The following is a 25858-nucleotide window of genomic DNA, read 5'->3' as shown; positions in this document are numbered from 1 at the left end:
AAGGGCCGCCGCACTCATGCATTATTGGAACTGGCTCGATGGAGCGCAGCGGTGGTAATTCTAGGCAGGTCTTGTGCACGCCATCAAATAGTTGACGCCGGTATCCTTGTTAAGCGAATAGATGCGGGTCAGCGGGTTGTAGCTCATGCCACGCAAGGTATCGACTGTCAGTCCGGCGTTGCGGGCAAACTGTGCCAGTTCGGCAGGCGTGATGAACTTGGCGTAGTCATGTGTGCCCTTTGGCAACATGCGCAACAGGTACTCGGCGCCGATGACTGCTTGCAGATAGGCTTTTGGATTGCGGTTCAGCGTGGAGAAAAATACCTGTCCGCCGGGTTTGACCAGGGTCGCGCAAGCGCGCACGATGGATGCCGGATCGGGCACGTGCTCCAGCATTTCCATGCAGGTGACGACATCGAATTGCCCCGCTTCGCGCTCTGCCAGATCTTCCGCCGCGATTTTTTCATAGCGGACTTCTATCCCCGATTCCAGGCTGTGCAGATCGGCAACTTTTAATGCCTTGTCAGACAAGTCGATGCCGGTGACTTTAGCGCCTTTCCGTGCCATCGATTCAGCCAGGATGCCGCCGCCGCAGCCAATGTCTACAACGTTCTTGCCAGTAAGCGCGGCGCGCGAATTGATCCACTCCAGACGTAGCGGATTGATTTCATGCAATGGACGAAATTCGGATTCAGGGTCCCACCAGTGGTGAGCCAGGTCGCTGAATTTCTTGAGTTCTGATGGGTCTGCGTTCATAGGATGAATCATAGCTGGAAAGTAAGGTTTTGCGGTTTCAAACCCTATTAAAAGATTATCAAAGCTGGTGATGCAACGACCGGCTTGCGGTGATGCTGTTCTCAGCGATAGCTATATCTGATCTCGTGCGGGCGAAAAAAAACCCCGCCGAGGCGGGGTTCTGATCGAGTTTGAATCGATTAGTTAGTACGTGTACCAACAACTTCGATTTCAACGCGACGGTTTTTAGCGCGGCCAGCTGCTGTCTTGTTGTCAGCGACTGGTTGCGATTTGCCTTTACCTTCGGTGTAAACACGGTTAGCTTCGACACCCTTGTGTACCAGGTATGCCTTAACAGCTTCAGCGCGACGAACCGACAGTTTTTGGTTGTAAGCAACGGAACCGATCGAGTCAGTGTGACCAACAGCGATGATGACTTCCAGGTTGATTGCGCCCAGTTTCGATGTCAGGTCGTCCAGCTTAGCTTTGCCTTCTGGCTTCAGGACAGCTTTGTCGAAGTCAAAGAATGCGTCAGCAGCGAAAGTCACCTTTTGCGATACTGGAGCTGGTGCTGGGACAACTGGAGCTGGTGCTGGTGCAACCGGTGCTGGTGCAGCTTGAGCGATTTCGCCGTCGCAACCTGGAACCGAGTCAGCTGGTGTCCAGTAGCCGGTGTGCCAGCACAGACCGTATGGGTCACGTGCGATTACGCCGTTGGAGCTTTGAACATAGGCGCTTTTTGGAGTAGGTGCCTGGATATCTTTGATTTCCTGCGCAGAGGCAGAGAGTGCGACGACTGCGGACGCAGCGAAGACGAGTTTTGCTAATTTATTCATGTTTCTCCTCTCGGTTGAGATATCCGCAGATTAACTGCGCAACTAATATACGACATCAAAAATTGGATAGTACCACGTGGTTCAGGCCGTTACGTGAGGGATTGACCACACGCAATGAACTTGACCACCATTCTGCCACAGGCCGCTATGACTAGCGAAGGATGCCAAATGATCCAGCACACGTTTTGCCCGCTTCGTTGTTTTCATACAACATAACATTATGAAAACATCCCCACGGGCAATATATTACATCGCCATAAGGAAAATATCGAAATTATTTTAATTGCCTTGCATTTTTATTACGACTCTGCGGTCCGGGCTAAGGCAATCGATCAGTCGTTTATGGCTAAGTTTTTTGCTGCAGCTGGAAACGGGGTCAGATTCGCCCGCGCCGACGACGTCAATCCGATTGCTGATGCCTTTGCTTTTCAAATACGCCGCGACACTGGTTGCGCGTTGTTTTGATAACTTTTGGTTATATTTCGCCGAGCCAATGCGATCTGTATAGCCAGTGACGATGATGGTGCCGCTGCCGCAGAAATTTGTCAGTTTGCCAATTATCTCTTGGTCAATGCGCTGTTTGGCGATCTTGGTCAGCGTTGCTTTGCCGAAGCTGAAGGTCTGGTCGCTCGATAATGTGACGTTGCATTGCGCAACGATTGCCGCAGGCACTTTTTCTGTATTGGCAACTAATGGGTTTTCTGCAAGAGCGGGTGCGATTGCTTTCATGACCGGCGGAGTCAGCGTACCGTCGCAGCCGGTCACCGCGTCATTTTGTTCCCAGTAACCGGAGCGCCAGCACAAGCCATCCTGGCTGCGCACGATCGGCCCGCGGCCGTCCTGCAGATAAGCACTTTTTTCTGTTGCCGCTTGAACATCGGTGGTTTGGGCGAAGCTTGAATTGGCCGCGAAGCCGAGGGCCGAACCTAGCAGAAGGCTCAGCGCAATGATATGACGCATAATTGTTTCCTGAGAGAAGTGGCAGGGCGGGCGCATGCAAGCGCTGCCGAATTGCCGGGCAAGGCGGCATTTAAACATATTTTTTTGGCAGATAGCGTTTCCGGTCGGAAGTATGGGCGTCCCTGCTTGCCTGAAATGCCAGAAGCGGCTTCCTCGCGTGCTAAAATCATGCGTCTAATTACTGTCGTTCTGGGCTTTAGTCGGCTTATATGTCGATATTTCAGCCCTGAATGCCAGTCTGGCTGATTCTGGAAGAGGCGTTCGCCGCGTTTCCGCGGTAGTGAACCTTGTTCTGCAACCAGCCATATATATCTGTGATCGATCAACCCAAGTAAAGACTCGCCGACTCGCTAATGGATCAATTCGCTAAAGAAACAATCCCGATTTCCCTCGAAGAAGAAATGCGCAAGAGCTATCTCGATTACGCGATGAGCGTGATCGTCGGCCGTGCGCTGCCGGATGTGCGCGACGGCCTCAAGCCGGTGCATCGCCGGGTCTTGTTCGCCATGCATGAAATGAACAACGTCTGGAACCGCCCGTTCGTCAAATGTGCGCGCGTGGTCGGTGAGACGATGGGTAAATACCACCCGCACGGCGACGCGTCGATCTACGACACGTTGGTGCGGATGGCGCAACCCTTCTCGCTGCGCTACATGCTGGTCGACGGTCAGGGCAACTTCGGCTCGATCGATGGCGACGGCGCTGCGGCGATGCGTTACACCGAGTGCCGCCTGGACAAGATCGCCGGCGAACTGCTGGCCGATCTGGACAAGGAAACCGTCGACTTCGTGCCTAACTATGATGGCAAGGAAAAGGAGCCGTCGGTGTTGCCGACGCGTATTCCGAACCTGCTGATCAACGGTTCGTCCGGTATCGCGGTTGGTATGGCGACCAACATCCCGCCGCATAACCTGACCGAAGTGATCGACGGCGCACTGCATGTACTGCGCAATCCCGACTGCGCGATCGACGAGTTGATCGAGATCATCCCGGCGCCGGATTTCCCGACTGCCGGCATCATCTACGGCGTTTCCGGCGTGCGCGACGGTTATCGCACCGGCCGCGGCCGTGTGGTGATGCGCGCCAAGACCCACTTCGAGGAATTCGGACGTGAAGGCCGCACCGCGATCATCATCGATGAGCTGCCGTATCAGGTAAACAAGAAGGCGTTGCTGGAACGTATCGCCGAGCTGGTGCGCGACAAGAAGCTGGAAGGCATTTCGGATCTGCGCGACGAGTCGGACAAGTCCGGCATGCGCGTGGTGATCGAACTCAAGCGCGGCGAAGTGGCCGAGGTGGTGCTGAACAATCTGTACAAGCAGACGCAACTGCAAGATACCTTTGGCATGAACATGGTGGCGTTGGTGGATGGTCAGCCGAAACTGCTGAACCTGAAGCAGATGCTGGAATGCTTCCTGTCGCACCGCCGCGAAGTGGTGACGCGCCGTACCGTATTCGAATTGCGCAAGGCGCGCGAGCGCGGCCACGTTCTGGAAGGCCTGGCAGTGGCGCTGGCCAATATCGACGATTTCATCGCACTGATCAAGGCGGCGCCAACGCCGCCGGTCGCGAAATCCGAGCTGATGGCGCGCGCCTGGGATTCGTCCATGGTGCGCGAAATGCTGGCCCGCACCGGCGAGGAAAACCTCGGCGGCGTCGAGGCCTTCCGCCCGGAAAACCTGCCGAAGCATTACGGCATCCAGGCTGACGGCTTGTACAAACTGTCCGATGATCAGGCGCAGGAAATCCTGCAGATGCGTTTGCAACGCCTGACCGGCCTGGAACAGGACAAGATCGTCAACGAGTACAAAGACGTGATGGAACAGATCGCCGACTTGCTGGATATTCTGGCCAAGCCGGAGCGCGTCACTGTCATCATCACCGATGAAATGACTGCCGCCAAGAACGAATACGGCATCGGCAACAAGGATGAGCGCCGTTCGCAGATCGAGCACAATCCTACCGATCTTGGCACCGAAGACTTGATCACGCCGCAAGACATGGTAGTGACCTTGTCGCACACCGGCTACATGAAAGCGCAACCGGTCTCGGAATACCGCGCGCAAAAACGCGGTGGCCGCGGCAAGCAGGCGATGGCGACCAAGGACGACGACTGGATCGACCAACTGTTCGTCGGCAATACCCACGATTACATATTGTGCTTCAGCAATCGCGGCCGTCTGTACTGGCTGAAGATCTGGGAAGTGCCACAAGGTTCACGCAACTCGCGCGGCAAGCCGATCGTCAACATGTTCCCGCTGCAGGATGGCGAGAAGATTACCGTCGTCCTGCCATTGTCGGGCGATAACCGCAGTTTCCCTGAAGACCGCTATGTGTTCATGTCGACCAGCCTCGGCACCGTCAAGAAGACGCCGCTGTCCGACTTCAGCAATCCACGCAAGGCAGGCATTATCGCGGTCGATCTGGATGAGGGCGATTTCCTGATCGGCGCGGCGCTGACCGATGGCCAGCACGATGTGATGCTGTTCTCCGATTCCGGCAAGGCGGTGCGCTTCGACGAAAACGATGTGCGCCCGATGGGGCGTACCGCGCGCGGTGTGCGCGGCATGAACCTCGAAGAAGGACAGCAGGTTATTGCTTTGCTGGTCGCGGAAAACGAACAGCAATCGGTATTGACCGCAACCGAAAACGGCTTCGGTAAACGTACTCCGATCACCGAGTACACTCGCCATGGCCGCGGCACCAAGGGCATGATTGCGATCCAGACCAGCGAACGTAACGGCAAGGTTGTCGCCGCGACATTGGTTGAGCCTAGCGATGAAATCATTCTGATCACCACCGGCGGTGTCCTGATCCGTACCCGCGTCGCGGAAATTCGCGAAATGGGCCGCGCTACACAGGGCGTCACGTTGATCGCGGTGGAAGATGGCACCAAGCTGAGCGGTTTGCAACGCGTGGTCGAATCCGATGCCGAAGTAGATACTGAGGCCGATGCCGGCAACAGCGAAGCGGGTGGTGCTGCCGACGCAGCCGATCCGGCGGCCGAGTAACATGGCCGGCAGCGCGATCCGGCCCCACGGTCCGGATCGCGCTGTAGTATTTATGTTTTAAGTTTGCAGGCAGCCATGCATCAAGCAGGTTCGCATCGGCTGGCAGTAAACCGGCAGCAAAATCGGCAATAGCAAGCAGTAGTGCCATCCGTTGGCCCCTACTCGTAGTTCGCAGTTTCTGTAATCCTGGCTTTCATCTGACGACATTCATCATGCCTATCTACAATTTTTCCGCTGGCCCCGCCGTATTACCGAAAGAAGTGCTGCAACAGGCTGCGGCCGAGATGCTGGACTGGCATGGCAGCGGCATGTCCGTGATGGAAATGAGTCATCGCGGCAAGGAGTTCATGTCGATCCTGGCAGCTGCGCAGCAGGATTTCATCGAGCTGTTTGCCGTGCCGGCGAATTACAAGCTGCTGTTCATGCAAGGTGGTGCGATTGCCGAGAATGCGATCGTGCCCTTGAACCTGATGGGGCGCAAAGACCAGCCTGCAACCGCTGATTACATCAATACAGGTTCCTGGTCGACCAAGTCGCTGAAAGAAGCCAGGCGTTATGGCAACGTCAATGTCGCCGCTTCGTCGGAAGAGGAGCGTTTTGCCCGCATTCCGGCGCGCGACAGCTGGCAGTTGTCGAAAGACCCAGCTTACGTGCATATCTGCACCAATGAAACGATCGACGGTGTCGAGTACCAGTTCACCCCCGATATTGCGAGCGAGACCAACAATGCTCCACTGGTGGCCGACATGTCGTCGCACATCCTGTCGCGTGTGGTCGACGTCTCCAAATATGGCGTGATCTATGGCGGCGCGCAAAAGAATATCGGCCCTGCCGGCCTGACGCTGGTGGTGGTGCGCGAAGATTTGCTGGGCCATGCGTTGCCGGCTTGCCCGTCGGCATTCAACTGGAAAATCGTGGCGGATAACGATTCGATGTACAACACGCCGCCGACCTATGCGATCTATATCGCCGGCCTGGTGTTCCAGTGGCTCAAGAAACAGGGCGGCGTCGCAGCGATGGAGCAACGCAATATCGCCAAGGCGACGTTGCTGTACGAGTATCTGGACTCTACCGATTTCTATCGCACCAAGATCGCCAGCGATTGCCGTTCGCGCATGAACGTGCCGTTTTTCCTGGCCGACGAGGCGCTGAACGAAGCGTTCCTGGCTGGCGCCAAGGAGCACGGCTTGCTGCAGCTGAAGGGCCATAAGTCGGTGGGCGGCATGCGCGCATCGATCTATAACGCGATGCCGATCGAAGGCGTGCAGGCGCTGGTCGATTACCTGAAAGAGTTTGAAAAGCATCGCGGCTAAGGAATTAGCATAGTCTTTATCGTTGTCGGCGATTGCCGGTTTTACCCAGCAGCAGAACCACAGATAGAAATACAGTCATCATGAGCGAAGATAAACTCCTGCCCTTGCGTCAACAGATTGACGCCATCGATGCGGAAATCCTGGCCTTACTCAACCGCCGTGCGCAAATTGCGCAAGAGGTTGGCCACGTCAAGGCCGAGACCAATGCGCCGGTGTTCCGTCCCGAGCGCGAAGCGCAGGTGCTGCACAAGGTCGCGGAGCGCAATCCTGGCCCGCTGCAAGGCAGTGATGTGCAGACCATTTTCCGTGAAGTGATGTCGGCTTGCCGCGCGCTGGAAAAGCGCGTCACCGTGGCTTATCTGGGCCCAGCTGGGACTTTCAGCGAACAGGCGGTTTACCAGCAGTTCGGGCATGCGGTGGAAAGTCTTGCTTGCGTGTCGATTGACGAAGTATTCCGTGCGGCCGAAGCCGGTACCGCCGATTTCGGCGTGGTGCCGATCGAGAATTCGTCCGAAGGCGTGATCAATCGCACCCTCGACCTGTTGCTGCAAACCACGCTCAGCATCAGCGGTGAAGTATCGATCCCGGTACATCACAGCCTGATGAGCAAGGACGGTACGATGGATGCGGTCACCCGCATTTGCGCACATTCGCAGGCGCTGGCGCAATGCAACGCCTGGCTCAACCAGCATTATCCGTTGCTGGAACGGCAGGCGGTGGCTTCCAATGCCGAAGCGGCGCGCATGGCGAGTGAAGACTCGACGGTGGCTGGAATTGCCGGTGAGATCGCCGCGCAAAAATATGGTCTGCAGATTGTCAGCGCCCACATTCAGGATGATCCGCACAACCGCACTCGTTTCGCCGTGATCGGCCGCCTGCAAACTGCGGCCAGCGGCAAAGACCAGACTTCGTTGGTGCTGTCGGTGGCAAACAAGGCGGGTGCGGTTTACAACCTGCTGGCGCCGCTTGCCAAGCATGGCGTGTCGATGACCCGTTTCGAGTCGCGGCCTGCGCGCATGGGGGCGTGGGAATATTATTTTTATGTCGACGTCGAAGGTCACGCGGATGACGACAAGGTGATCAAGGCGCTGGCTGAGTTGAAACAGAACGCGGCGTTTTACAAGCTGCTGGGATCGTATCCGCGCAGTTTTTGATCCGGCCTGACCCTATTCTTCATTACTTCAATCTTTCAATATTTCGTTTCGAAAGCAGACAATGTCAATTCAATTAGGTCCAGAGTATGTGCGCGCCATCGCTCCGTATCAGGGCGGTAAGCCGATTGCCGAAGTTGCCCGTGAGTTCGGTCTCGACGAAGCCAAGATCATCAAGCTGGCGTCCAATGAGAATCCGCTCGGCATGCCGGAATCGGCGCGTCTGGCGATGCAGCAGGCAGTCGCCGATATCGGCCGCTATCCAGATGCTAACGGCTTCGACCTGAAAGCAGCGATCACCGCCAAGTACGATGTGCCGGCCGACTGGATCACGCTGGGCAACGGCAGCAACGACATTCTCGAACTGGCCACGCACGCTTTCGTGCAAGCGGGCGAGGCCGCCATGTATGCGGAATATTCTTTCCTGGTGTACGCATTGGCGACGCAAGCCGTCGGTGCTCGCGCAATCGTGGTCAAGGCCAAGGATTTCGGCCATGACCTGGATGCGATGGCCAAGGCCATTACCCAGGACACCAAACTGATCTTCATTGCGAACCCGAACAACCCGACCGGCACTTTCATTCCTGCCGCCGACATCGAAGCGTTCCTGGCGCGCGTGCCGGCGCAAACCGTGGTGGTGCTGGACGAAGCCTACAATGAATACCTGCCGCCGGAACTGCAGTATGAGTCGATTGCCTGGGTCCGCAAATACCCGAACCTGCTGGTGTCGCGCACCATGTCGAAAGCCTATGGCCTGGCGGGTTTGCGTATTGGCTTCGGGATTGCGCAACCGGTCATCACCGATTTGCTGAACCGGATCCGCCAGCCGTTCAATGTCAACTCGCTGGCGCAAGCCGCCGCAGTTGCTGCATTGAACGACAGCGCCTTCCTACAACGTAGCGCGCAGTTGAATCGAGATGGTTATCACCAACTGACGCAGGTCTTTAACGAACTGGGCCTGCAATATGTGCCGTCGTTCGGCAATTTCGTGCTGGTCAAGGTCGGCGAAGATAGCGATGCCGGAGCGCGCGTCAACCTGGCTTTGCTGAAGCAGGGCATCATCGTACGTCCGGTCGGCAACTACGGTTTGCCGCAATGGCTGCGTGTCACGATCGGCCTGCCGAATGAAAACGCGGCATTCATCGACGCATTGAAGAAATTGCTGGCCTGATCATTTGCTGCGGCATCAACCTGGTTTGAATTTTTAATCTCTATTTAAAGCAATAGTCGTGTTCAAGAAAATCGCAATATTCGGTGTCGGATTGATTGGCGGTTCTTTTGCACTGGCCTTGAAGAAGGCCGGCGCAGTGGAGCGGATCGTCGGCGTTGGTCGTCATTCCGCCACCCTGGAGCGTGCGCGCGAACTCGGTATCATTGATGCCGCCGCCACTTCGGTTGCGGATGCGGTAAGTGGCGCGGACCTGGTCCTGATCGCCGCGCCGGTGGCGCAGACGGCAGCCGTCCTGGCCAGCATCGCACCGCATCTGCAAGCTGGGACAATCGTCACCGACGCCGGCAGTACCAAGTCCGATGTCGTGTTGGCGGCAAGGGCTGCGTTGGGCAGCAAGATCGCCCAATTCGTACCTGGTCATCCGATCGCCGGACGCGAACAGAATGGCCCCGATGCTGCGCTCGCCGACTTGTACGTCGGCAAGAAGGTGGTGCTGGCGCCGTTGCCGGAAAATACTGAACGTGATGTCGCCAAGGTGGCGGCTGCATGGCAGCAATGTGGAGCCTTGATCCATCGGCTTTCGGCGCAGCAGCACGACGCCATTTTTGCCGCCGTCAGCCATTTGCCGCATGTGCTGGCCTATGCGCTGGTGGACGATATTGCAAACAAGCCGCACGCGGCGGACCTGTTCCAATATGCGGCCAGCGGTTTCCGCGACTTTACGCGCATTGCCGGCTCGTCGCCGGAAATGTGGCGCGATATTTCATTGGCTAACCAGGGTGCCTTGCTCAATGAGCTGGATGCTTACCTGGTGCAACTAACCCGGCTGCGCGGTTTGCTGGCGGCCGGCGACGGTCCGGCCATCGAGGCAATCTACAGCAATGCCCAGCAGGCAAGGCATAGCTGGATCAGCGCCATCGAGGCGGCCGAACAACAGAACAAGGAAGGTGGCGATTGATGAGTACCCAACGAACACAGCATTACCCGCACTACATAGATCTGCATCCGGTCGCGCATGTGCGCGGCACGGTCCGGCTGCCAGGTTCCAAGAGCATCTCCAATCGTACCCTTCTGTTGGCAGCACTTGCCGGCGGCACCACTCAGATTCACGATCTGCTGGCGTCGGACGATACGCTGGTGATGCTGATGGCGCTCAAGCAGTTGGGTGTCGTGTGGGAGCAGAAAGAGGGATCGCAGACCTATACCGTGCATGGCAGTAACGGCAGTTTCCCGGTGCATCAGGCCGATCTGTTCATGGGCAATGCCGGCACAGCTATCCGGCCGTTGACCGCAGCGTTGGCGGCGATGGGTGGCGACTATACGTTGCATGGCGTGGCGCGCATGCATGAGCGGCCGATTGGCGACTTGGTTGATGCCTTGAATGCGGTTGGCACCCGGATTGCCTACACTGGCGTGGCCGGTTATCCCCTTTGCATATCCAGCGCGGCCAGGTGCATACGCAGCGGATGCAAGTGCGCGGCAACGTGTCGAGCCAGTTCCTGACGGCCCTGCTGATGGCGGCGCCGTTGATGGCGAAGCACGATGCGGTGACGATCGAAGTGATCGGCGAATTGATCTCTAAGCCTTACATTGAAATCACGCTCAACTTGATGCAGCGTTTTGGCGTGACGGTGGAACGGGACGGTTGGCAGTCGTTTACTGTAGCGGCCGGGCAGCACTATCAAAGCCCGCACAGCATCCACGTCGAAGGCGATGCCTCTTCCGCTTCGTATTTCCTGGCGGCCGGTGCGATTGCTGGCGGCCCATTGCGGGTTGAAGGCGTCGGCAAGGACAGCATCCAGGGCGATGTGCGTTTTGTCGAAGCGCTGCAGCAGATGGGCGTCAAGATCGCAATGGGCGACAACTGGATCGAGTCGTCCTCGAATGGCGTCTTGAAAGCGATCGATGCCGACTTCAATCACATTCCCGATGCGGCGATGACGATTGCCGTGGCCGCGCTGTACGCAGACGGCCCGAGTACCTTGCGCAATATCGCCAGCTGGCGCGTCAAGGAAACCGATCGCCTGAGTGCGATGGCGACGGAACTGCGCAAACTGGGCGCGATCATCGAAGAGGGCAGCGATTACCTGCGTGTGACGCCGCCGTCGCAACTACAGCCAGCGACCATCGATACCTATGACGACCATCGGATGGCCATGTGCTTCTCGCTGGCTTCGCTCGATGGCGCGGCGCGCCGTGGCACTACGGTGCGCATCAACGATCCGAAATGCGTGGCCAAGACCTTCCCCGATTATTTCAACGTGTTCGCGCAAATCGCCGAGCAGACCTTGCTGTAAGCCGGCGGATCGCGCATGAATTTGACACTTGCCGATGTGCGCGAGGTGTTGCACCAGGCAACCTTTGAGCGTGGTCAGGAATATGTGCAGCAACGGCGCGTGCTGGCAGTCGAGCAGGATGGCGACGTGCTTAACGCCACCGTTCGGGGTAGCGACAGTCATATCTATCGACAAGAAATAACGCTGTCGATGTTTCACGATGCCCCCGATATCGAGAGCGTGTGTTCCTGCCCGGTCGGGAACAACTGCAAGCATGTGGCAGCGGCGTTGATCGAATACCTGCAACGCCCCGGCGCCGCTGGCAAACCACAAATTCCGCCACCCCAAGCGCCGCCTCCGGCAGCTTTGTCCAAACCCCTTGCGGCGCCGACACTTGCGCGGCCGATGGAAGCATGGCTGTCGCGCGTCGAGGGCGAAATCGCTGGCACCGGTACGGCGCCGCAGCAGCCTGGCCTGCGCCAAAAGGCAGCTACCCACCATGTGGTGTTTGTGCTGTCCTCCGCCTATAACGGCAAGAAGGCAGTCCTGCATTTGTGCAAGGCGCAGCAGCGTCCCAACGGCCAGTTTTCTGCCGCCCAGCCGATAACCGATGTGCCGCGCCTGCTGGCCGATCCGTCGGTGTTCCTGCGCGCCGAAGATCGCGATCTGATCGGCTTGTTCGTGGCTCAGAATGACGGTAATCACGCGCAGCATGCGGCTTGTGAATTGAGCGGAAAACTCGGCGCGCAGCTATTGCAGTCGCTGCTGCAGCAACAGCGACTGCTATGGGCGAATTCTTTGGCGGATTTGGCTAAGGGTACCGCTTATCCTCTGCAACTGGCAGCTACGCGCCGCGCCAGTCTAGTCTGGCATGAGGCGATAAGCCAGGATCGCGATGACGGCAGGGATGTCAGCAGCGACATGCTGCAGCTCGGATGGCAGTTTGAAGCCGAACCAGATAGTCAAACGATGTCGAATCGGGCTCGCAAGAATATCGATTACCTGTTGCCGACAGAGCCACCTTGGTACATCGATAACCTGTCGTGTGGAGAACTGCAACTGTCGCATCGCGACGCCCGGATTTCGAGCAAGGCGCTCAACGATCTGGTCATCCAGGCGCCGTTGCTCGATTCCGACGATCGTGTGGCCGTAGCGCAGCAACTGCTGGCGCAAGGCTTGAACGACGTGATTCCGTTTCCGCCGCAAATTCCGCAAATCATCCGCAAGAATATTACTCCGCAGCCGTTGCTGGTCCTGGGCAATTTGCCGAGTGTCAGCAATCCGGCGATGCAGGATTTTGCCGAGCTGCATTTTCGTTATGACGGCGAACTGGCCTCGGCGCTGTTTACACCCGCGCTGAGCCGCAATACGCAGGCCGGTATCGAACAGATCATGCGCGACCAGGCTGCCGAAGAAGGCTTCAGGCAATCCCTGACCGCACTCGGCATGCTGCCTCTGCAAGGCACCCAGCATCCGCTGGCGATGATGCCCGGCATGTTCATGCTGCCAGACCAGGCATCCTGGCTGCGTTTTGCAAAAGAGGGATTGCCGGCGCTGCTGGCACAAGGCTGGCAGATTGACAAGCGCGCCGAATACCGTTTTGACGTCGTCGAAGTGGAAGACTGGTATGCCGAGATTGATGAGGCTGGCGAGCAGGCTGCCGGCACATCGTTCGATCTCGAACTCGGTATCGTGGTCAACCACCAGCGTGTGCCGTTGCTGCCGCTGCTGGTCGATCTGATCCGCCAGGCGCCGCAGGATTTCGATCCGCGCACGCTGGCGCAGCGCGACGATGCCGACGAATTGCTGGTGCGCCTGGCCGACGGCGTCCACGTCGCCATGCCATGGGGCCGCATCAAGCCAATCCTGAACACGCTGGGCGAGCTGTACTTCGCCGAGAAAGCGGATGGTCCGGTGCGCTTGTCGACGCTCGATGCCGCGCGCCTGGCGGAGCTCGATGCCGGCGCCAAGTTGCGCTGGGTCGGTGGCGACCGCTTGCGCAGCATGGGACAGAAGTTGAGCACCTTCGGCGGCATCCGGAAGATTACTGCACCACCTGGCTTACAGGCCACATTGCGCGACTACCAGCTGGAAGGGGTAGCGTGGATGCAATTCCTGCGCGAATACGACCTGGCCGGCATCCTTGCCGACGACATGGGGCTGGGCAAAACGGTGCAAACGCTGGCGCATATATTGCTTGAAAAACAGGGTGGTCGCTTGACTGCACCGGCGCTGGTCATTGCGCCAACCAGCCTGATGGATAACTGGCAGCAAGAGGCGGCGCGCTTTGCGCCGGATCTGCGAGTATTGGTGTTGCAGGGTAAGCAACGGCTGGAGCAGTTCGAACAGATCGGCCAGTACGACCTGGTGCTGACCACCTATGCGTTGCTGCCGCGCGATGAAGAGCGCTGGCGCGAGCATGCGTTCCATTTGCTGATACTGGATGAGGCGCACTACATCAAGAATCCGCGCTCCAAAGTGGCGCAAAGCGTGGGCTTGCTGAATACCCGGCATCGGCTCTGCCTGACCGGAACGCCGGTGGAAAATCACTTGGGCGAACTGTGGGCGCAATTCCATTTCCTGTTGCCGGGTTTGCTGGGCGACGAGAAAAGCTTCAACCGGGATTTCCGTCACCCGATCGAAAAGCAGGGCGACGCCAACCGGCGCGCGTTGCTGGGACGGCGTATCAAACCGTTCCTGTTGCGCCGGACCAAGGACAAGGTGGCCAAGGAGCTGCCGCCGAAAACCGAGATGGTGCGTAGCGTGACCTTAACCGGTGCGCAGCGCGACCTGTACGAAAACGTGCGCCTGGTGATGGACAAGAAGGTGCGTGAAGAGGTTGCGAAAAAAGGTGTGGCGCGCAGCCATATCGTGATTCTGGAAGCGTTGCTGAAGTTGCGCCAGGCATGCTGCGATCCGAGGTTGATCAAGACCGATCTATTGGACGACGGCATGGCGGCGCCGCTCGATGCGCCGTCGGCCAAATTGGTGGAATTACTGGAAATGCTGGAAGAGTTGCGGCAGGAAGGCCGCCGCATCCTAGTGTTCTCGCAATTTACCAGTATGCTGGGGCTGATTGCCGCGGAGCTGGATCAACGCGATATCGGTTATGCGTTGCTGACCGGCGCTACCCAGGATCGCGTCGAACCGGTGCGGATGTTCCAGGATGGTGAAGTGCCGGTATTCCTGATCAGCCTGAAGGCCGGCGGCGTCGGCCTCAACCTGACCGCGGCGGATATCGTGATCCATTACGATCCGTGGTGGAATCCGGCGGCGGAAAGCCAGGCGACCGACCGTGCCTGGCGTATCGGTCAGGACAAGCCGGTGTTTGTCTACAAGCTGATCGCCAAGGGCACCGTGGAAGAAAGCATACAGTTGCTGCAGCAGAAGAAAGCCGATCTGGCGCAAGCGATGTTGTCGCCGGTGGGCGAAACCCAGAGTATTGGATTGACGCAGGACGACTTGCAGGCGATTTTTGCGCCTTTGTCTGAGGCATGAATATATTTCTCTAAAGAAATATTGTTTTCATTTTTAATTACAACCGAATATTCCCATGTCCAACACCCACATTCCTGTCATCACTATCGACGGTCCAACGGCATCCGGCAAGGGCACAGTTGCGCAACGGGTTGCGCAGCACCTCGGTTTCCATTATCTCGATTCCGGCGCCCTGTACCGGCTAACGGCATTGTCCGTCTTGCGCCGCAATGTTCCGCTGGATGACGAGCATGCGCTGGCCAAGGCGGCCGAGCACTTGCACTGCCACTTCAGCGGCGCGCATATTTTCCTGGCAAACGAGGATGTATCGAACGATATCCGAGCCGAAGCAGTCGGCAATCTGGCCTCGAAAATTGCTGCCATACCAACAGTTCGGCAAGCCTTGTACGGTCTGCAACTGAGCTTTCGCCAACATCCGGGCCTGGTTGCCGATGGTCGCGATATGGGGACTGTGATTTTTCCGCATGCCGGCTTGAAGGTGTTTTTGACGGCGAGTGTGGAAGCAAGGGCGCAACGACGCTATAAGCAATTGATTGACAAGGGTTTTTCTGCTATTATGGAAGACCTCTTAAAGGATTTGACGGAGCGTGATGCGCGCGATACCAATCGCAGCTCTGCGCCGCTGAAAGCCGCGGAAGGGGCGCATTTGCTGGACACTTCTGCCATGACAGCCGATCAGGCTGTCGAACAGGTGCTTAGCTGGTACGCCGCTACCAAACAGGTCTGAGTAGGAAATTGTTCCAGGCGTTTGGCCTCATATGAGGTTAAGCGCGTTGTTTTTTTGCAGCACCTTGGTGTTCGATCTGATGCAAAGTCCGGTCGAGCGTTGAAAAACCTAACCCAATATTGACCGCATCTTAGTAATTACATTACGCGGCAATACTGGCCAACTAGTCAAAACTATGTCCATCACTGTTCTGTCCCCTGCATCTGCCGGCGCGAATGAATTCGCCGCGCTGTTTGAAGAATCGCTGTCACGTCAAGACATGCGTTCTGGTGAAGTGATTTCTGCTGAAGTCGTGCGCCTTGACCATAACTTCGTTATCGTCAACGCTGGCCTCAAGTCCGAAGCCTTCATTCCAATCGAAGAATTTAAAAATGACAACGGCGAACTCGAAGTAGCTGTCGGCGATTTCATCTCCGTCGCTATCGAATCGCTGGAAAACGGTTTCGGCGACACCATCCTGTCGCGCGACAAGGCCAAGCGTCTGGCATCGTGGCTCTCGCTGGAAAAAGCGATGGAGTCCGGCGAGATCGTTACCGGTACTGTCAATGGCAAGGTCAAGGGCGGCCTGACCGTTCTGACCAACGGCATCCGTGCCTTCCTGCCGGGTTCGCTGGTCGACACCCGTCCGGTCAAGGACACCACGCCGTTCGAAGGCAAGACCATGGAATTCAAGGTCATCAAGCTCGATCGCAAGCGTAACAACGTCGTGTTGTCGCGTCGTGCGGTTATCGAAGCTTCGATGGGCGAAGAGCGCCAAAAGCTGATGGAAACCCTGAAAGAAGGCACCATCGTGACCGGCGTGGTCAAGAACATCACCGACTACGGCGCGTTCGTGGATCTGGGCGGCATCGACGGCCTGTTGCACATCACCGATCTGGCATGGCGTCGTGTGCGTCATCCTTCGGAAGTGTTGACAGTCGGTCAAGAGATCACTGCCAAGGTTCTGAAGTACGATCAAGAAAAGAATCGCGTTTCCCTGGGCGTCAAGCAACTGGGCGACGATCCTTGGACTGGTCTGTCGCGTCGTTACCCACAAAGCACCCGTCTGTTCGGTAAAGTCACCAACCTCACCGACTACGGCGCATTCGTTGAAGTCGAGCAAGGTATCGAAGGCCTGGTCCACGTTTCCGAAATGGATTGGACCAACAAGAACGTGGCGCCAAACAAGGTTGTCCAACTGGGCGACGAAGTTGAAGTCATGGTTCTGGAAATCGACGAAGACCGTCGCCGTATCAGCTTGGGCATGAAGCAATGCAAGGCGAATCCTTGGGACGACTTCGCTGTTACCCACAAGAAGGGCGACAAAGTTAAGGGCGCGATCAAATCGATCACCGACTTCGGCGTGTTCATCGGCCTGGCCGGCAACATCGACGGTCTGGTGCATCTGTCGGATCTGTCCTGGACTGAAACCGGCGAAGAAGCCGTTCGTCGCTTCAAGAAGGGTGACGAGCTGGAAGCCATCGTTCTGGCAATCGACGTTGAGCGTGAGCGCGTTTCCCTGGGCGTCAAGCAACTGGAAGGCGACCCATTCAACAACTTCGCTGCAATGAACGACAAGGGCGCACTGGTTTCCGGTACCGTCAAGTCGGTCGAGCCTAAGGGCGCAGTGATCCAGTTGTCGGATGAAGTCGAAGGCTATCTGCGCGCTTCCGAAATCTCCCGCGATCGCGTGGAAGATGCCGGTACGCACCTGAAGGTCGGCGACACTGTCGAAACCATGGTCATCAACATCGATCGCAAGGCTCGCAGCATCCAGTTGTCGATCAAGGCGAAAGACAATGTTGAAACCCAAGAAGCAATGCAAAAGCTGTCTTCGGACTCCAATGCAGCTTCCGGTACGACCAGCCTGGGCGCACTGTTGAAGGCAAAGCTCGACAACAAGAACTAAGCAACAACTAAGCGAGTAAAGCTAATGACAAAGTCGGAGCTGATTGCCCGCTTGGCCGAGCGTTATCCGCAATTGGTCGCTAAAGATGCGGATTACGCGGTCAAAACCATACTTGATGCAATGGCGGATGCTCTGGCAACCGGCCAACGTATCGAGATTCGTGGTTTTGGCAGTTTTGCGTTGAATCGCAGGCCACCGCGGATCGGGCGCAATCCGAAGTCCGGCGACAAGGTGATGGTTCCTGAAAAACGGGTGCCTCATTTCAAGCCAGGCAAGGAATTGCGTGAACGAGTCGACGCGATGGTCGGGCAACCGATTCAAGAAGACTGAGTTGTGAGTGCAAAATCGAAACGGCATCTTCGGATGCCGTTTTTTTTCACGTACAATTTCGCTTCATTTGAAGTTAATATTGTTCATATGTTGGTTGTAAATTTGCAAAAAAGGCAATAATAATAACGTCTGCGAACTGCAAATATGATTCGAAGTAGGCGATCAATTTGTCGCGGCTAAGCAATTTTTACTTAATCACACAGAAAGCGCGTCATGAAAATTATTTCCCGAATTCTTTCGATCTTGCTCTTCATCGTGTTTTTCGGTTTTGCTCTGCAAAACAAAAGCAATGTTGAACTGCAGTTTTTCCCCGGTCTGACGATGACAGGACCGTTAGTGCTGTTCCTGCTAGGTTTTTTCGTCTTTGGTGCGATTCTCGGCGTATTGGCGATGGCGCCATCGGTGTTCCGTCACCGTCGCAATGCATCGAAAAACAAGAAGGCCCTGACCACTATGCAAAAAGAGCAGGAAGCTCAGCGTCTGGCACAAACACAAGCTCCGCAACCGGACAGCATCAAGAATATATAATGCCGCTAAGTATCAAACGCACGGGGTAGCAGATCAGGCCCCGGCGTTTGCATGGCAGGCACCTCCTACTTGCCCCACACGTCACGCATAACGCACATCACAAGCCCGTATGGAATTTGAAATTTGGTGGTTACTCGGTATCCCGGTCTTTTTTGGATTAGGCTGGATCGCCGCACGGGTCGATATCAATCAATTGGTATCTGAATCACGCAGCTTGCCCAAAGGGTATTTCAAGGGCTTGAATTTCCTGCTTAACGAGCAACCTGATAAGGCAATTGATGCCTTCATCGAAATCGTCAAACTCGATCCTGAAACTGCGGAGCTGCATTTCGCGCTCGGTAATCTGTTTCGCCGTCGTGGTGAAACCGAGCGCGCGATCCGGGTTCACCAGAATTTGCTGGCACGTCCGGACCTGGCGCAAGAACACCGCATGCATGCGCAATACGAATTGGGTCAGGATTACCTGAAGGCCGGCTTGCTGGATCGCGCCGAAGAAAGCTTCAATCTGTTGGCCGGCAGCCAATATGGCGCTCAGGCAGGGCGCGCATTGTTGGAAATCTACCAGCGGGAAAAAGAGTGGTTGCGCGCCATCGAGGCAGCGCAGGCGTTGCAGCAATCGGGCGCCGGTGGACGGCAAAAGGAAATTGCCCAGTTCTATTGCGAACTGGCTCAGGATGAGCTGGTTGACGGCCATCCCGAAGGTGCCATGTCCCTGCTCGAAAAAGCGTTGAGCAACGACCGTAACAGTGTACGCGCAACCATACTGCTAGGTGATGTCCATCTGGCCAAGGGAGATGTCGAGGCTGCTCTGCAGGTCTGGCGCCGGGTCGAGCAGCAAAGTGTGCTGCACGTGGCGCTGGTAGCGCAGCGTCTGATGGATGGCTACCGCGCCGTCGGTCGGCCGCATGAGGGCGTTAATCTGCTGCGCTCGTATCTGGCCGAGGCATCGTCGATCGATTTGCTGGAAGTTGTATTCAAGGCAGTTCTTGAACTTGATGGCGTTGACGCCACCAATCAGCTGGTCAGCGACGAATTGCGCCGTACACCGACCCTGCTGGGACTGGATAAGCTGCTAGAGGCACGGTTGATGAAGATCACGCCGGAAATGCACTCCGAGCTTTCCGTGGTCAAGAACCTGGTACACGGATACACGCAGAAACTGGCGCGCTATCAGTGCAGCCATTGTGGCTTCAAAGCGCGCCAGTTTTATTGGCAATGCCCAGGTTGCAGCCGCTGGGAAACCTATCCGCCGCGCCGGACAGAAGAATTGAACGTAATGAATTAATTTTACGGCAGGGTGGGCACGATGTGTCCACTCTACAATCGGTTGAATTGCACAGAAAAACGGCAACACGGAATAACATGAAAATTACTATTATTGGCACCGGTTATGTTGGTTTGGTTACAGGCGCTTGCCTGGCCGAATTGGGCAACGATGTATTTTGCCTGGACCTTGATCAACGCAAGATTGCCATGCTCAATAGCGGCGGCATTCCGATTCACGAGCCGGGCCTGGCGGAAATCGTCAGCCGCAACCGCGCCGCCGGACGCCTGCATTTTTCGACCGACATTGCGGCCAGCGTGGCGCATGGCCAGATTCAGTTCATCGCTGTCGGCACGCCGCCGGATGAAGACGGGTCCGCTGACCTGCAATATGTCTTGGCCGCTGCAGCCAACATCGGCAAATACATGACTGGCTTCAAGGTGATCGTCGATAAATCGACGGTACCTGTCGGCACTGCCGACAAGGTCAGTGCGGCGATCCAGGCCGAGCTAGATGCGCGCAATTTGAGCGGCGCACCGATCCAGTTTTCCGTGGTCTCCAATCCCGAGTTCCTGAAGGAGGGCGCGGCGGTCGAGGATTTCATGCGGCCTGACCGCATCGTTATCGGCTGCGACGACAGCCCAGCAGGGCAGCAAGCCCATACGCTGATGAAGCAGTTATACCTGCCGTTCAACCGCAACCACGAACGCACCTACTGGATGGATGTGCGTTCCGCCGAGTTCACCAAATATGCGGCGAACGCCATGCTGGCGACACGTATTTCATTCATGAACGAATTGGCCAACCTGGCAGACAAGGTTGGCGCCGATATCGAAGCCGTGCGCCACGGAATCGGCTCCGATCCACGCATCGGTTACAGCTTCCTGTACGCCGGCTGCGGTTATGGCGGCTCCTGCTTCCCCAAGGACGTGCAGGCGCTGGAGCGCACCGCGCGCGACTACGGTCAGGAATTGCTGATCCTGCGCGCCGTCGAGCAGGTCAATAATCATCAGAAGCATGTACTCGGCCAAAAAATTACTGAGCGTTTCGGCCCGGATCTGCAGGGCAAGCACTTCGCGCTGTGGGGGTTGGCGTTCAAGCCGAACACCGACGATATGCGCGAGGCTTCTTCGCGGGTGCTGCTGCGCGAACTGATCGACCGCGGCGCCACTGTGGCGGTGCATGATCCAGTTGCGATGGCAGAGGCGCAACGCGTGCTGGAACTGGATTTTGCGGATGATCGCGGCGCATTGCAGCGGATCCGTTTTTGCGACAACCAGGCCGATGCGCTGCAGGATGCCGATGCACTGGTTATCGTCACGGAATGGAAAACCTTCCGAAGCCCGGATTTTGACCAGGTCAAGGCCCGTCTCAAGGCGCCGATCGTGTTCGACGGCCGCAACCTGTATGAACCGCAGGTGATGCGCGATATCGGGTTTGAGTACTACGGCATCGGTCGTTCCGTCCTGGTACGCGAGTAAAAACAATGAATACACAATCCTTCAAGGTCCCCGCATCCTTTGACAAGGTACGGATTCTGGTGGTCGGCGACGTTATGCTCGACCGTTATTGGTTCGGCGATGTCAGCCGTATATCACCAGAAGCGCCGGTGCCGGTGGTGCGGATCGAAAAGCGCGAAGAACGTCTGGGCGGGGCTGCCAATGTGGCGCGCAATATCGCCACGCTGGGTGGCACGGCAGGCCTGCTCGGGGTTGTGGGCCAGGATGAGGCTGGCGACACGGTAGACAGCCTCCTGGAGGAAATGGGCGTCAATCGTTTCCTCACCAGGGATCCATCCATCTCGACCATCATCAAATTGCGCGTAATCGGCCGCCAGCAGCAGTTGCTGCGTATCGATTTCGAAGAGGCGCCGACTGACGCCGTGTTGCGCGATAAGTTGACTCGCTTCAACACATTGCTCCCGGAATACCAGGTGATAGTGCTGTCCGACTACGCCAAGGGCAGCCTGGTGAATGTCGCGGACATGATTGCCGCCGCCAAGCAGGCAGGCAAATGCATTCTGGTGGATCCGAAAGGCGACGATTTCTCGCGCTACGTCGGCGCCTCGGTGCTGACGCCGAACAAGTCGGAAATGATCCGTATTGTCGGTAGCTGGAAAAGCGAAGCAGAACTGACCGAGAAGGCGCAAAAATTGCGCGAATCCCTGCAACTGGAAGCGCTGTTGCTGACCCGTTCGGAAGAGGGAATGAGTTTGTACACGGCGCAGGAAATTACGCATTTCCCGGCCATGGCGCGCGAAGTGTATGACGTCTCTGGCGCCGGGGATACCGTGATTGCCACGCTGGCAGTGATGCTTGGCGCAGGATTGCCAATTGCAGATGCTGTCGCCCTGGCCAACCGCGCCGGCGGCATCGTGGTCGGCAAGCTGGGCACGGCGACTGTCAGCCGCGAAGAGTTGTTCGGTTAAGCGAATTCTTGTTTATGGTTTAAATGGCAATTTCCCCCGGTTTGATGACTATACTCAATCGTCATCATTTCAACGGGAGAAATTCGACATGTTTACAAGACTACTGCTGGTGTTTTGCGCATTGATGGCCTCAGCGAGCCTGGCGTTGGCTCAGGTGGATGTCAACAAAGGCGATCTGGCGGCCCTGAACAATATCAAGGGAATCGGCGCGGCGAAGGCCAAGCGCATCATTGATGAGCGCAGCAAAGGCGGCAATTTCAAGGATTGGGCCGATTTTGAAAGCCGGGTTCCAGGAATTGGAGAAAAAAGTGCCTCTCAATTGTCGCAGGCCGGCTTGCTGGTGAACGGCAAGGCAAAGGGCGGTGTGGAGAGTGCTAAAAATAATGCAAAGGGCAATCCAAAGAGTAACGCGCTCGCAGCAACCGCCCCCGCCAAGCCAGCGGCCAAAGTGAAGTAGGTTGTAGATGCTCCTCGTCTCTCCTGGTCGGCATGGTTTATCTTTGACGTAGCCTCGTGGTGCTCCACGAGGCTTTTTAATTTGTCGTGGCGATTAGCTGGATGGCGACGGATTCTTCCGCCAGGATTTCCCGGCATCGATACGCGTAACAAGGTCTCATATTAAAATGGGCTTTTTGCACGAGACGCCTGATCAAACTATGCCTTATCTGACTATTGAAGACACAATCGGCAATACCCCTCTGGTACAGCTGAAGCGCATTCCCGGCAGCGATGCGGCTCAGCGGAACAATATTATCCTGGGCAAGATGGAAGGCAATAACCCGGCTGGATCGGTTAAGGACCGGCCGGCGCTGTCGATGATCAAGCATGCTGAAATGCGCGGCCAGATCAAGCCCGGTGATACGCTGATCGAGGCGACCAGCGGCAACACCGGGATTGCATTGGCGATGGTAGCGGCTATGCGCGGCTATAAGATGGTGTTGCTGATGCCGGAAAACCTGAGCGAGGAACGGCGCCAAAGCATGGCAGCATACGGCGCCAAGATCATTCTTACGCCGAAGACCGGCGGCATGGAGTATGCGCGTGACCTGGCTGAAAAAATGCAGAAAGACGGTGAAGGCCTGATTCTCGACCAGTTTGCCAATCCCGATAATCCGTTGGCGCATTATGAAACGACCGGGCCCGAAATCTGGCGCGACACCGAAGGGCGAATTACCCATTTTGTGAGTGCAATGGGAACCACCGGCACCATCATGGGCGTGTCCAGCTACCTGAAGGAACAGAATCCGGAGATACGCATCATCGGTGCGCAGCCGGAAGAGGGCTCGCAAATTCCAGGTATCAGAAAATGGCCGGAAGCCTATCTGCCGAAAATTTATGACAATACGCGGGTGGACCAGATTGAATCGGTGAGCCAGGCTGCGTCCGAGCACATGGCGCGAAGACTGGCGAGCGAAGAGGGGATTTTCTGCGGCATTTCAGCAGCAGGGGCATGTGAAGTGGCGCTCAGGATTTCGCAGCAAGTTGAAAACGCGACGATTGTGTTCGTCGTGTGCGATCGTGGCGACCGTTACTTGTCTACAGGCGTTTTCCCTGCCTAAAGCGGCATGCTCCAAGGAGCATGCCGCAATAGTGCAGGGATATAGCCGACATGTTGATTACTTCAGCTTTTCGGCTTCGATCTTGTCTTTTGGCTTGAATTGCTTGTCGCTGATACGGAATTTTTCGCGGCGATCACCCATCAGGGCGCGCAATTCACGAATAGTCAGGTCGCTTACTTCGTGCATGCGGATCAGCAACGATGCGCCAACCGGCAGGCGGCGATGGCGGATTTTGCTGATGACCGGAGGTGCAACTTCGAGTGAGCGCGACAGGGCCGCATCATTTTTCAAATGCAACTTGTCGATCAATGAGTCCAGTAGATGATTTGGGTCATATGTCACCTGCTCATCGAGCTTGTTGCTGGTAGGTGCGTCTGGGGTAGTGTTGATAGTCATAATCAATTAATTCCGTTATCCTAGTTGATATATAGAGAGTGATTACGTAATGCTGACTGCGCTATTACGGAGTGCACCTTCCTGTTTTATTGGCTAAATTGCAAGTTGCCGTATTTTATACTGTTTTTGAGCACTTTTTTATCATAAAGAAACTCCCTGTTCATTTCTTCATGGGACCGACGATACAGCTAATTACATCGCACAGCGTATTGCACATTGAATTGGCAGAAAGCAAGGTAATCTTTGTTTAGTGACCAAATATACAAATAAGTTGCACATGCTCAATTTAAAATTTTCTTATTACGATGTCTATTACTATTTAGTAACTTTCCGTAAAAAATACAAGGAAAATCAGTTTTACAACATATAACAATTGTGATTGTATCAATTCAGTGCTATTGATGCATCGACTTTGGTTTTTGTCTCAATCTTCGACCCAGGCGTCGTCTTAGCCTTCCTGCAGTGTTTTCCTCCAACCGTCCAAGCCGAGCCGACTCAAGGTTTGCATATTCTTATTAAAAATCTCAGACGCTTCCGGAAACGCATCGACTGCACGTTCAACGCTGGCTTCGCGCAGCAGGTGCAAGGTTGGGTAGGGTGAGCGATTGGTATAGTTTGTGATGTCGTCAGCCCCGGCATCTGCAAACTGATAGTCAGGATGAAAGCTGGCCACCTGTAGCTCTCCTTCCAGATCTAGTTCTTCAATTGCCGCATCGGCAACATCCAGGAAATCGTTGTAATCGAGAAAATCCCGCAATGCATCGGGATGGATCAGCAGGGTTGTATCCGTTTTTTCTGGATCTGCCTCCTGCAAGTAATTAAGTTCTCTGACCAGGTCCGCCAGCAATTCTTCCGGTGTTTGGGCGCTGCTGACGACGTAGCGTATCTGGTCCTTGATGAAGACGGCCTTGGCAAACGGACACAAATTGAGTCCGATGACGGCGCGTTCCAGCCATAGCTTCGTGTGAGCGATCACTTCGCTGGAAAAGACTTCCTGATCTGACGATGTCGCTGTTTTCATTTTTTAATTTGTAATCTATTTGCAAGCAATTTTGACAAGTATGGAAATCTGCCTTAGCACCTCGGAGAATGTGGCAGAAGCGGCCCCGAGGCCATATATGTTCTCCAATTTAAAGAAATCGGGTTATTCTTCCGATCCCGTGAGTGCGTCACGCCGGGTTTGATCCATTTATATATAACAATAGGCGTTATGGCCCTTAAAGCAACTATTTTCAAAGCCGATCTGCAAATTGCCGATATGGATCGTCATTATTATCAGGAACACGCGTTGACGATTGCCCGTCATCCGTCTGAAACCGACGAGCGCATGATGGTACGCCTGTTGGCCTTCGCCCGCCATGCATCGGCCGCGTTGACTTTCGGCAAGGGTTTGTCGGATGCCGAGGAACCGGATTTGTGGGCCAAGGACCTGACCGGCGCCATCGACCTATGGATAGAAGTCGGGCAGCCGGATGAAAAGCGCATCCTGAAAGCCTGCGGACGTGCTGCCCAAGTGGTGGTGTACAGCTACAGCAGTACCAGTCACATATGGTGGAACCAGATCAGCAGCAAGGTGGCGCGTGCGCGCAACCTGACAGTCATCAATATTGCCGCGGCCAGCAGTGAGGCGTTGTCTCGGTTGGCGCAACGCAATATGCAGCTGCAATGCACGATTCAGGATGGGCAGATCTGGCTTACCGCCAATAATGAAACCGTCGAAGTCGAACTGAGTGTCAGTAACGCATAGGTAAGCGCTAAAGAGCGCGACACGAATCGGTTAGCGGCGA

At 56.0% G+C, this 25858-nt stretch carries 21 protein-coding genes and 1 pseudogene; 17 read left to right on the top strand and 5 right to left on the bottom strand.

The genetic code is table 11. The features are described from left to right. Positions 1 to 60 precede the first annotated feature (60 nt). The 3 genes from ubiG to CAter10_RS17865 all read right to left on the bottom strand — a co-directional run bounded on the left by ubiG (position 61) and on the right by CAter10_RS17865 (position 2531). Positions 61 to 756, bottom strand: coding sequence for a bifunctional 2-polyprenyl-6-hydroxyphenol methylase/3-demethylubiquinol 3-O-methyltransferase UbiG (gene ubiG / locus CAter10_RS17875; RefSeq protein WP_061534481.1), 696 nt, complete (start codon positions 754 to 756; stop codon positions 61 to 63). A gap of 179 nt (positions 757 to 935) precedes the next feature. After that, complete coding sequence (gene ompA, locus CAter10_RS17870) at positions 936 to 1571, bottom strand: outer membrane protein OmpA (RefSeq protein ID WP_061534480.1); 636 nt, start codon at positions 1569 to 1571, stop codon at positions 936 to 938. Positions 1572 to 1850: 279 nt separating this feature from the next. Beyond that, complete coding sequence (locus tag CAter10_RS17865; RefSeq protein WP_061534479.1) at positions 1851 to 2531, bottom strand: OmpA family protein; 681 nt, start codon at positions 2529 to 2531, stop codon at positions 1851 to 1853. A 353-nt stretch (positions 2532 to 2884) separates the two neighbouring features. On the opposite strand from CAter10_RS17865, the gene gyrA reads away from it, so the two are divergent. The 16 genes and pseudogenes from gyrA to cysM all read left to right on the top strand — a co-directional run bounded on the left by gyrA (position 2885) and on the right by cysM (position 23675). Next, positions 2885 to 5542 (top strand): DNA gyrase subunit A, encoded by a 2658-nt coding sequence (gene gyrA, locus CAter10_RS17860; RefSeq protein ID WP_061534478.1) that lies wholly within the window; start codon positions 2885 to 2887, stop codon positions 5540 to 5542. Between the two features lie 212 nt (positions 5543 to 5754). Beyond that, entirely contained in the window at positions 5755 to 6855 is a 1101-nt protein-coding gene (serC, locus tag CAter10_RS17855) for a 3-phosphoserine/phosphohydroxythreonine transaminase (protein ID WP_061534477.1), read from the top strand. A gap of 80 nt (positions 6856 to 6935) precedes the next feature. Further along, on the top strand, positions 6936 to 8009 hold the full coding sequence (pheA, locus tag CAter10_RS17850; RefSeq protein ID WP_061534476.1) for a prephenate dehydratase: 1074 nt from the start codon (positions 6936 to 6938) through the stop codon (positions 8007 to 8009). A 61-nt stretch (positions 8010 to 8070) separates the two neighbouring features. Next, complete coding sequence (gene hisC, locus CAter10_RS17845) at positions 8071 to 9177, top strand: histidinol-phosphate transaminase (RefSeq protein WP_061534475.1); 1107 nt, start codon at positions 8071 to 8073, stop codon at positions 9175 to 9177. Between the two features lie 58 nt (positions 9178 to 9235). Further along, positions 9236 to 10135 (top strand): prephenate dehydrogenase, encoded by a 900-nt coding sequence (locus CAter10_RS17840; protein WP_061534474.1) that lies wholly within the window; start codon positions 9236 to 9238, stop codon positions 10133 to 10135. Further along, positions 10135 to 11474, top strand: a pseudogene (gene aroA, locus CAter10_RS17835) (3-phosphoshikimate 1-carboxyvinyltransferase). The gene CAter10_RS17840 and the pseudogene aroA overlap by 1 nt, the downstream one beginning before the upstream one ends. Before the next feature lie 15 nt (positions 11475 to 11489). After that, the gene (locus tag CAter10_RS17830) at positions 11490 to 14951 is read left to right on the top strand and encodes a DEAD/DEAH box helicase (RefSeq protein ID WP_061534473.1); all 3462 of its coding nucleotides are present in this window, start codon (positions 11490 to 11492) and stop codon (positions 14949 to 14951) included. Positions 14952 to 15006: 55 nt separating this feature from the next. Beyond that, entirely contained in the window at positions 15007 to 15678 is a 672-nt protein-coding gene (gene cmk / locus CAter10_RS17825; protein ID WP_061534472.1) for a (d)CMP kinase, read from the top strand. Between the two features lie 175 nt (positions 15679 to 15853). After that, positions 15854 to 17566 (top strand): 30S ribosomal protein S1, encoded by a 1713-nt coding sequence (gene rpsA / locus CAter10_RS17820; protein ID WP_061534471.1) that lies wholly within the window; start codon positions 15854 to 15856, stop codon positions 17564 to 17566. A gap of 24 nt (positions 17567 to 17590) precedes the next feature. Continuing rightward, positions 17591 to 17896, top strand: coding sequence for an integration host factor subunit beta (locus tag CAter10_RS17815; protein ID WP_038492951.1), 306 nt, complete (start codon positions 17591 to 17593; stop codon positions 17894 to 17896). Positions 17897 to 18109: 213 nt separating this feature from the next. Then, positions 18110 to 18424: a LapA family protein gene (locus CAter10_RS17810; protein ID WP_061534470.1), complete on the top strand. Its 315-nt coding sequence runs from the start codon at positions 18110 to 18112 to the stop codon at positions 18422 to 18424. 109 nt (positions 18425 to 18533) lie between these two features. Further along, positions 18534 to 19709: a lipopolysaccharide assembly protein LapB gene (gene lapB / locus CAter10_RS17805; protein WP_061534469.1), complete on the top strand. Its 1176-nt coding sequence runs from the start codon at positions 18534 to 18536 to the stop codon at positions 19707 to 19709. 77 nt (positions 19710 to 19786) lie between these two features. After that, the gene (locus CAter10_RS17800) at positions 19787 to 21169 is read left to right on the top strand and encodes a UDP-glucose dehydrogenase family protein (RefSeq protein ID WP_061534468.1); all 1383 of its coding nucleotides are present in this window, start codon (positions 19787 to 19789) and stop codon (positions 21167 to 21169) included. A gap of 5 nt (positions 21170 to 21174) precedes the next feature. Then, the gene (gene rfaE1, locus CAter10_RS17795) at positions 21175 to 22116 is read left to right on the top strand and encodes a D-glycero-beta-D-manno-heptose-7-phosphate kinase (RefSeq protein WP_061534467.1); all 942 of its coding nucleotides are present in this window, start codon (positions 21175 to 21177) and stop codon (positions 22114 to 22116) included. After that, positions 22028 to 22573, top strand: a complete 546-nt coding sequence (locus tag CAter10_RS17790) for a ComEA family DNA-binding protein (protein ID WP_231879316.1) — start codon at positions 22028 to 22030, stop codon at positions 22571 to 22573. The genes rfaE1 and CAter10_RS17790 overlap by 89 nt, the downstream gene beginning before the upstream one ends. A 199-nt stretch (positions 22574 to 22772) precedes the next feature. Beyond that, positions 22773 to 23675 (top strand): cysteine synthase CysM, encoded by a 903-nt coding sequence (gene cysM, locus CAter10_RS17785; protein ID WP_061535443.1) that lies wholly within the window; start codon positions 22773 to 22775, stop codon positions 23673 to 23675. A 57-nt stretch (positions 23676 to 23732) separates the two neighbouring features. Here cysM and CAter10_RS17780 read toward each other — a convergent pair whose 3' ends face one another. Together CAter10_RS17780 and CAter10_RS17775 are read right to left on the bottom strand one after the other, a co-directional pair. Beyond that, positions 23733 to 24071: a hypothetical protein gene (locus CAter10_RS17780; RefSeq protein WP_061534466.1), complete on the bottom strand. Its 339-nt coding sequence runs from the start codon at positions 24069 to 24071 to the stop codon at positions 23733 to 23735. A 448-nt stretch (positions 24072 to 24519) separates the two neighbouring features. Next, positions 24520 to 25092, bottom strand: coding sequence for a DUF1415 domain-containing protein (locus CAter10_RS17775; RefSeq protein ID WP_061534465.1), 573 nt, complete (start codon positions 25090 to 25092; stop codon positions 24520 to 24522). Between the two features lie 189 nt (positions 25093 to 25281). Between CAter10_RS17775 and CAter10_RS17770 the strand changes: the two genes are divergently transcribed. Next, positions 25282 to 25818, top strand: coding sequence for a YaeQ family protein (locus tag CAter10_RS17770; RefSeq protein WP_061534464.1), 537 nt, complete (start codon positions 25282 to 25284; stop codon positions 25816 to 25818). Positions 25819 to 25858 lie beyond the last annotated feature (40 nt).

The organism is Collimonas arenae, assembly GCF_001584165.1.
Taxonomy (GTDB): domain Bacteria; phylum Pseudomonadota; class Gammaproteobacteria; order Burkholderiales; family Burkholderiaceae_D; genus Collimonas; species Collimonas arenae.
This window is presented reverse-complemented; position numbering and strand designations above follow the sequence as displayed.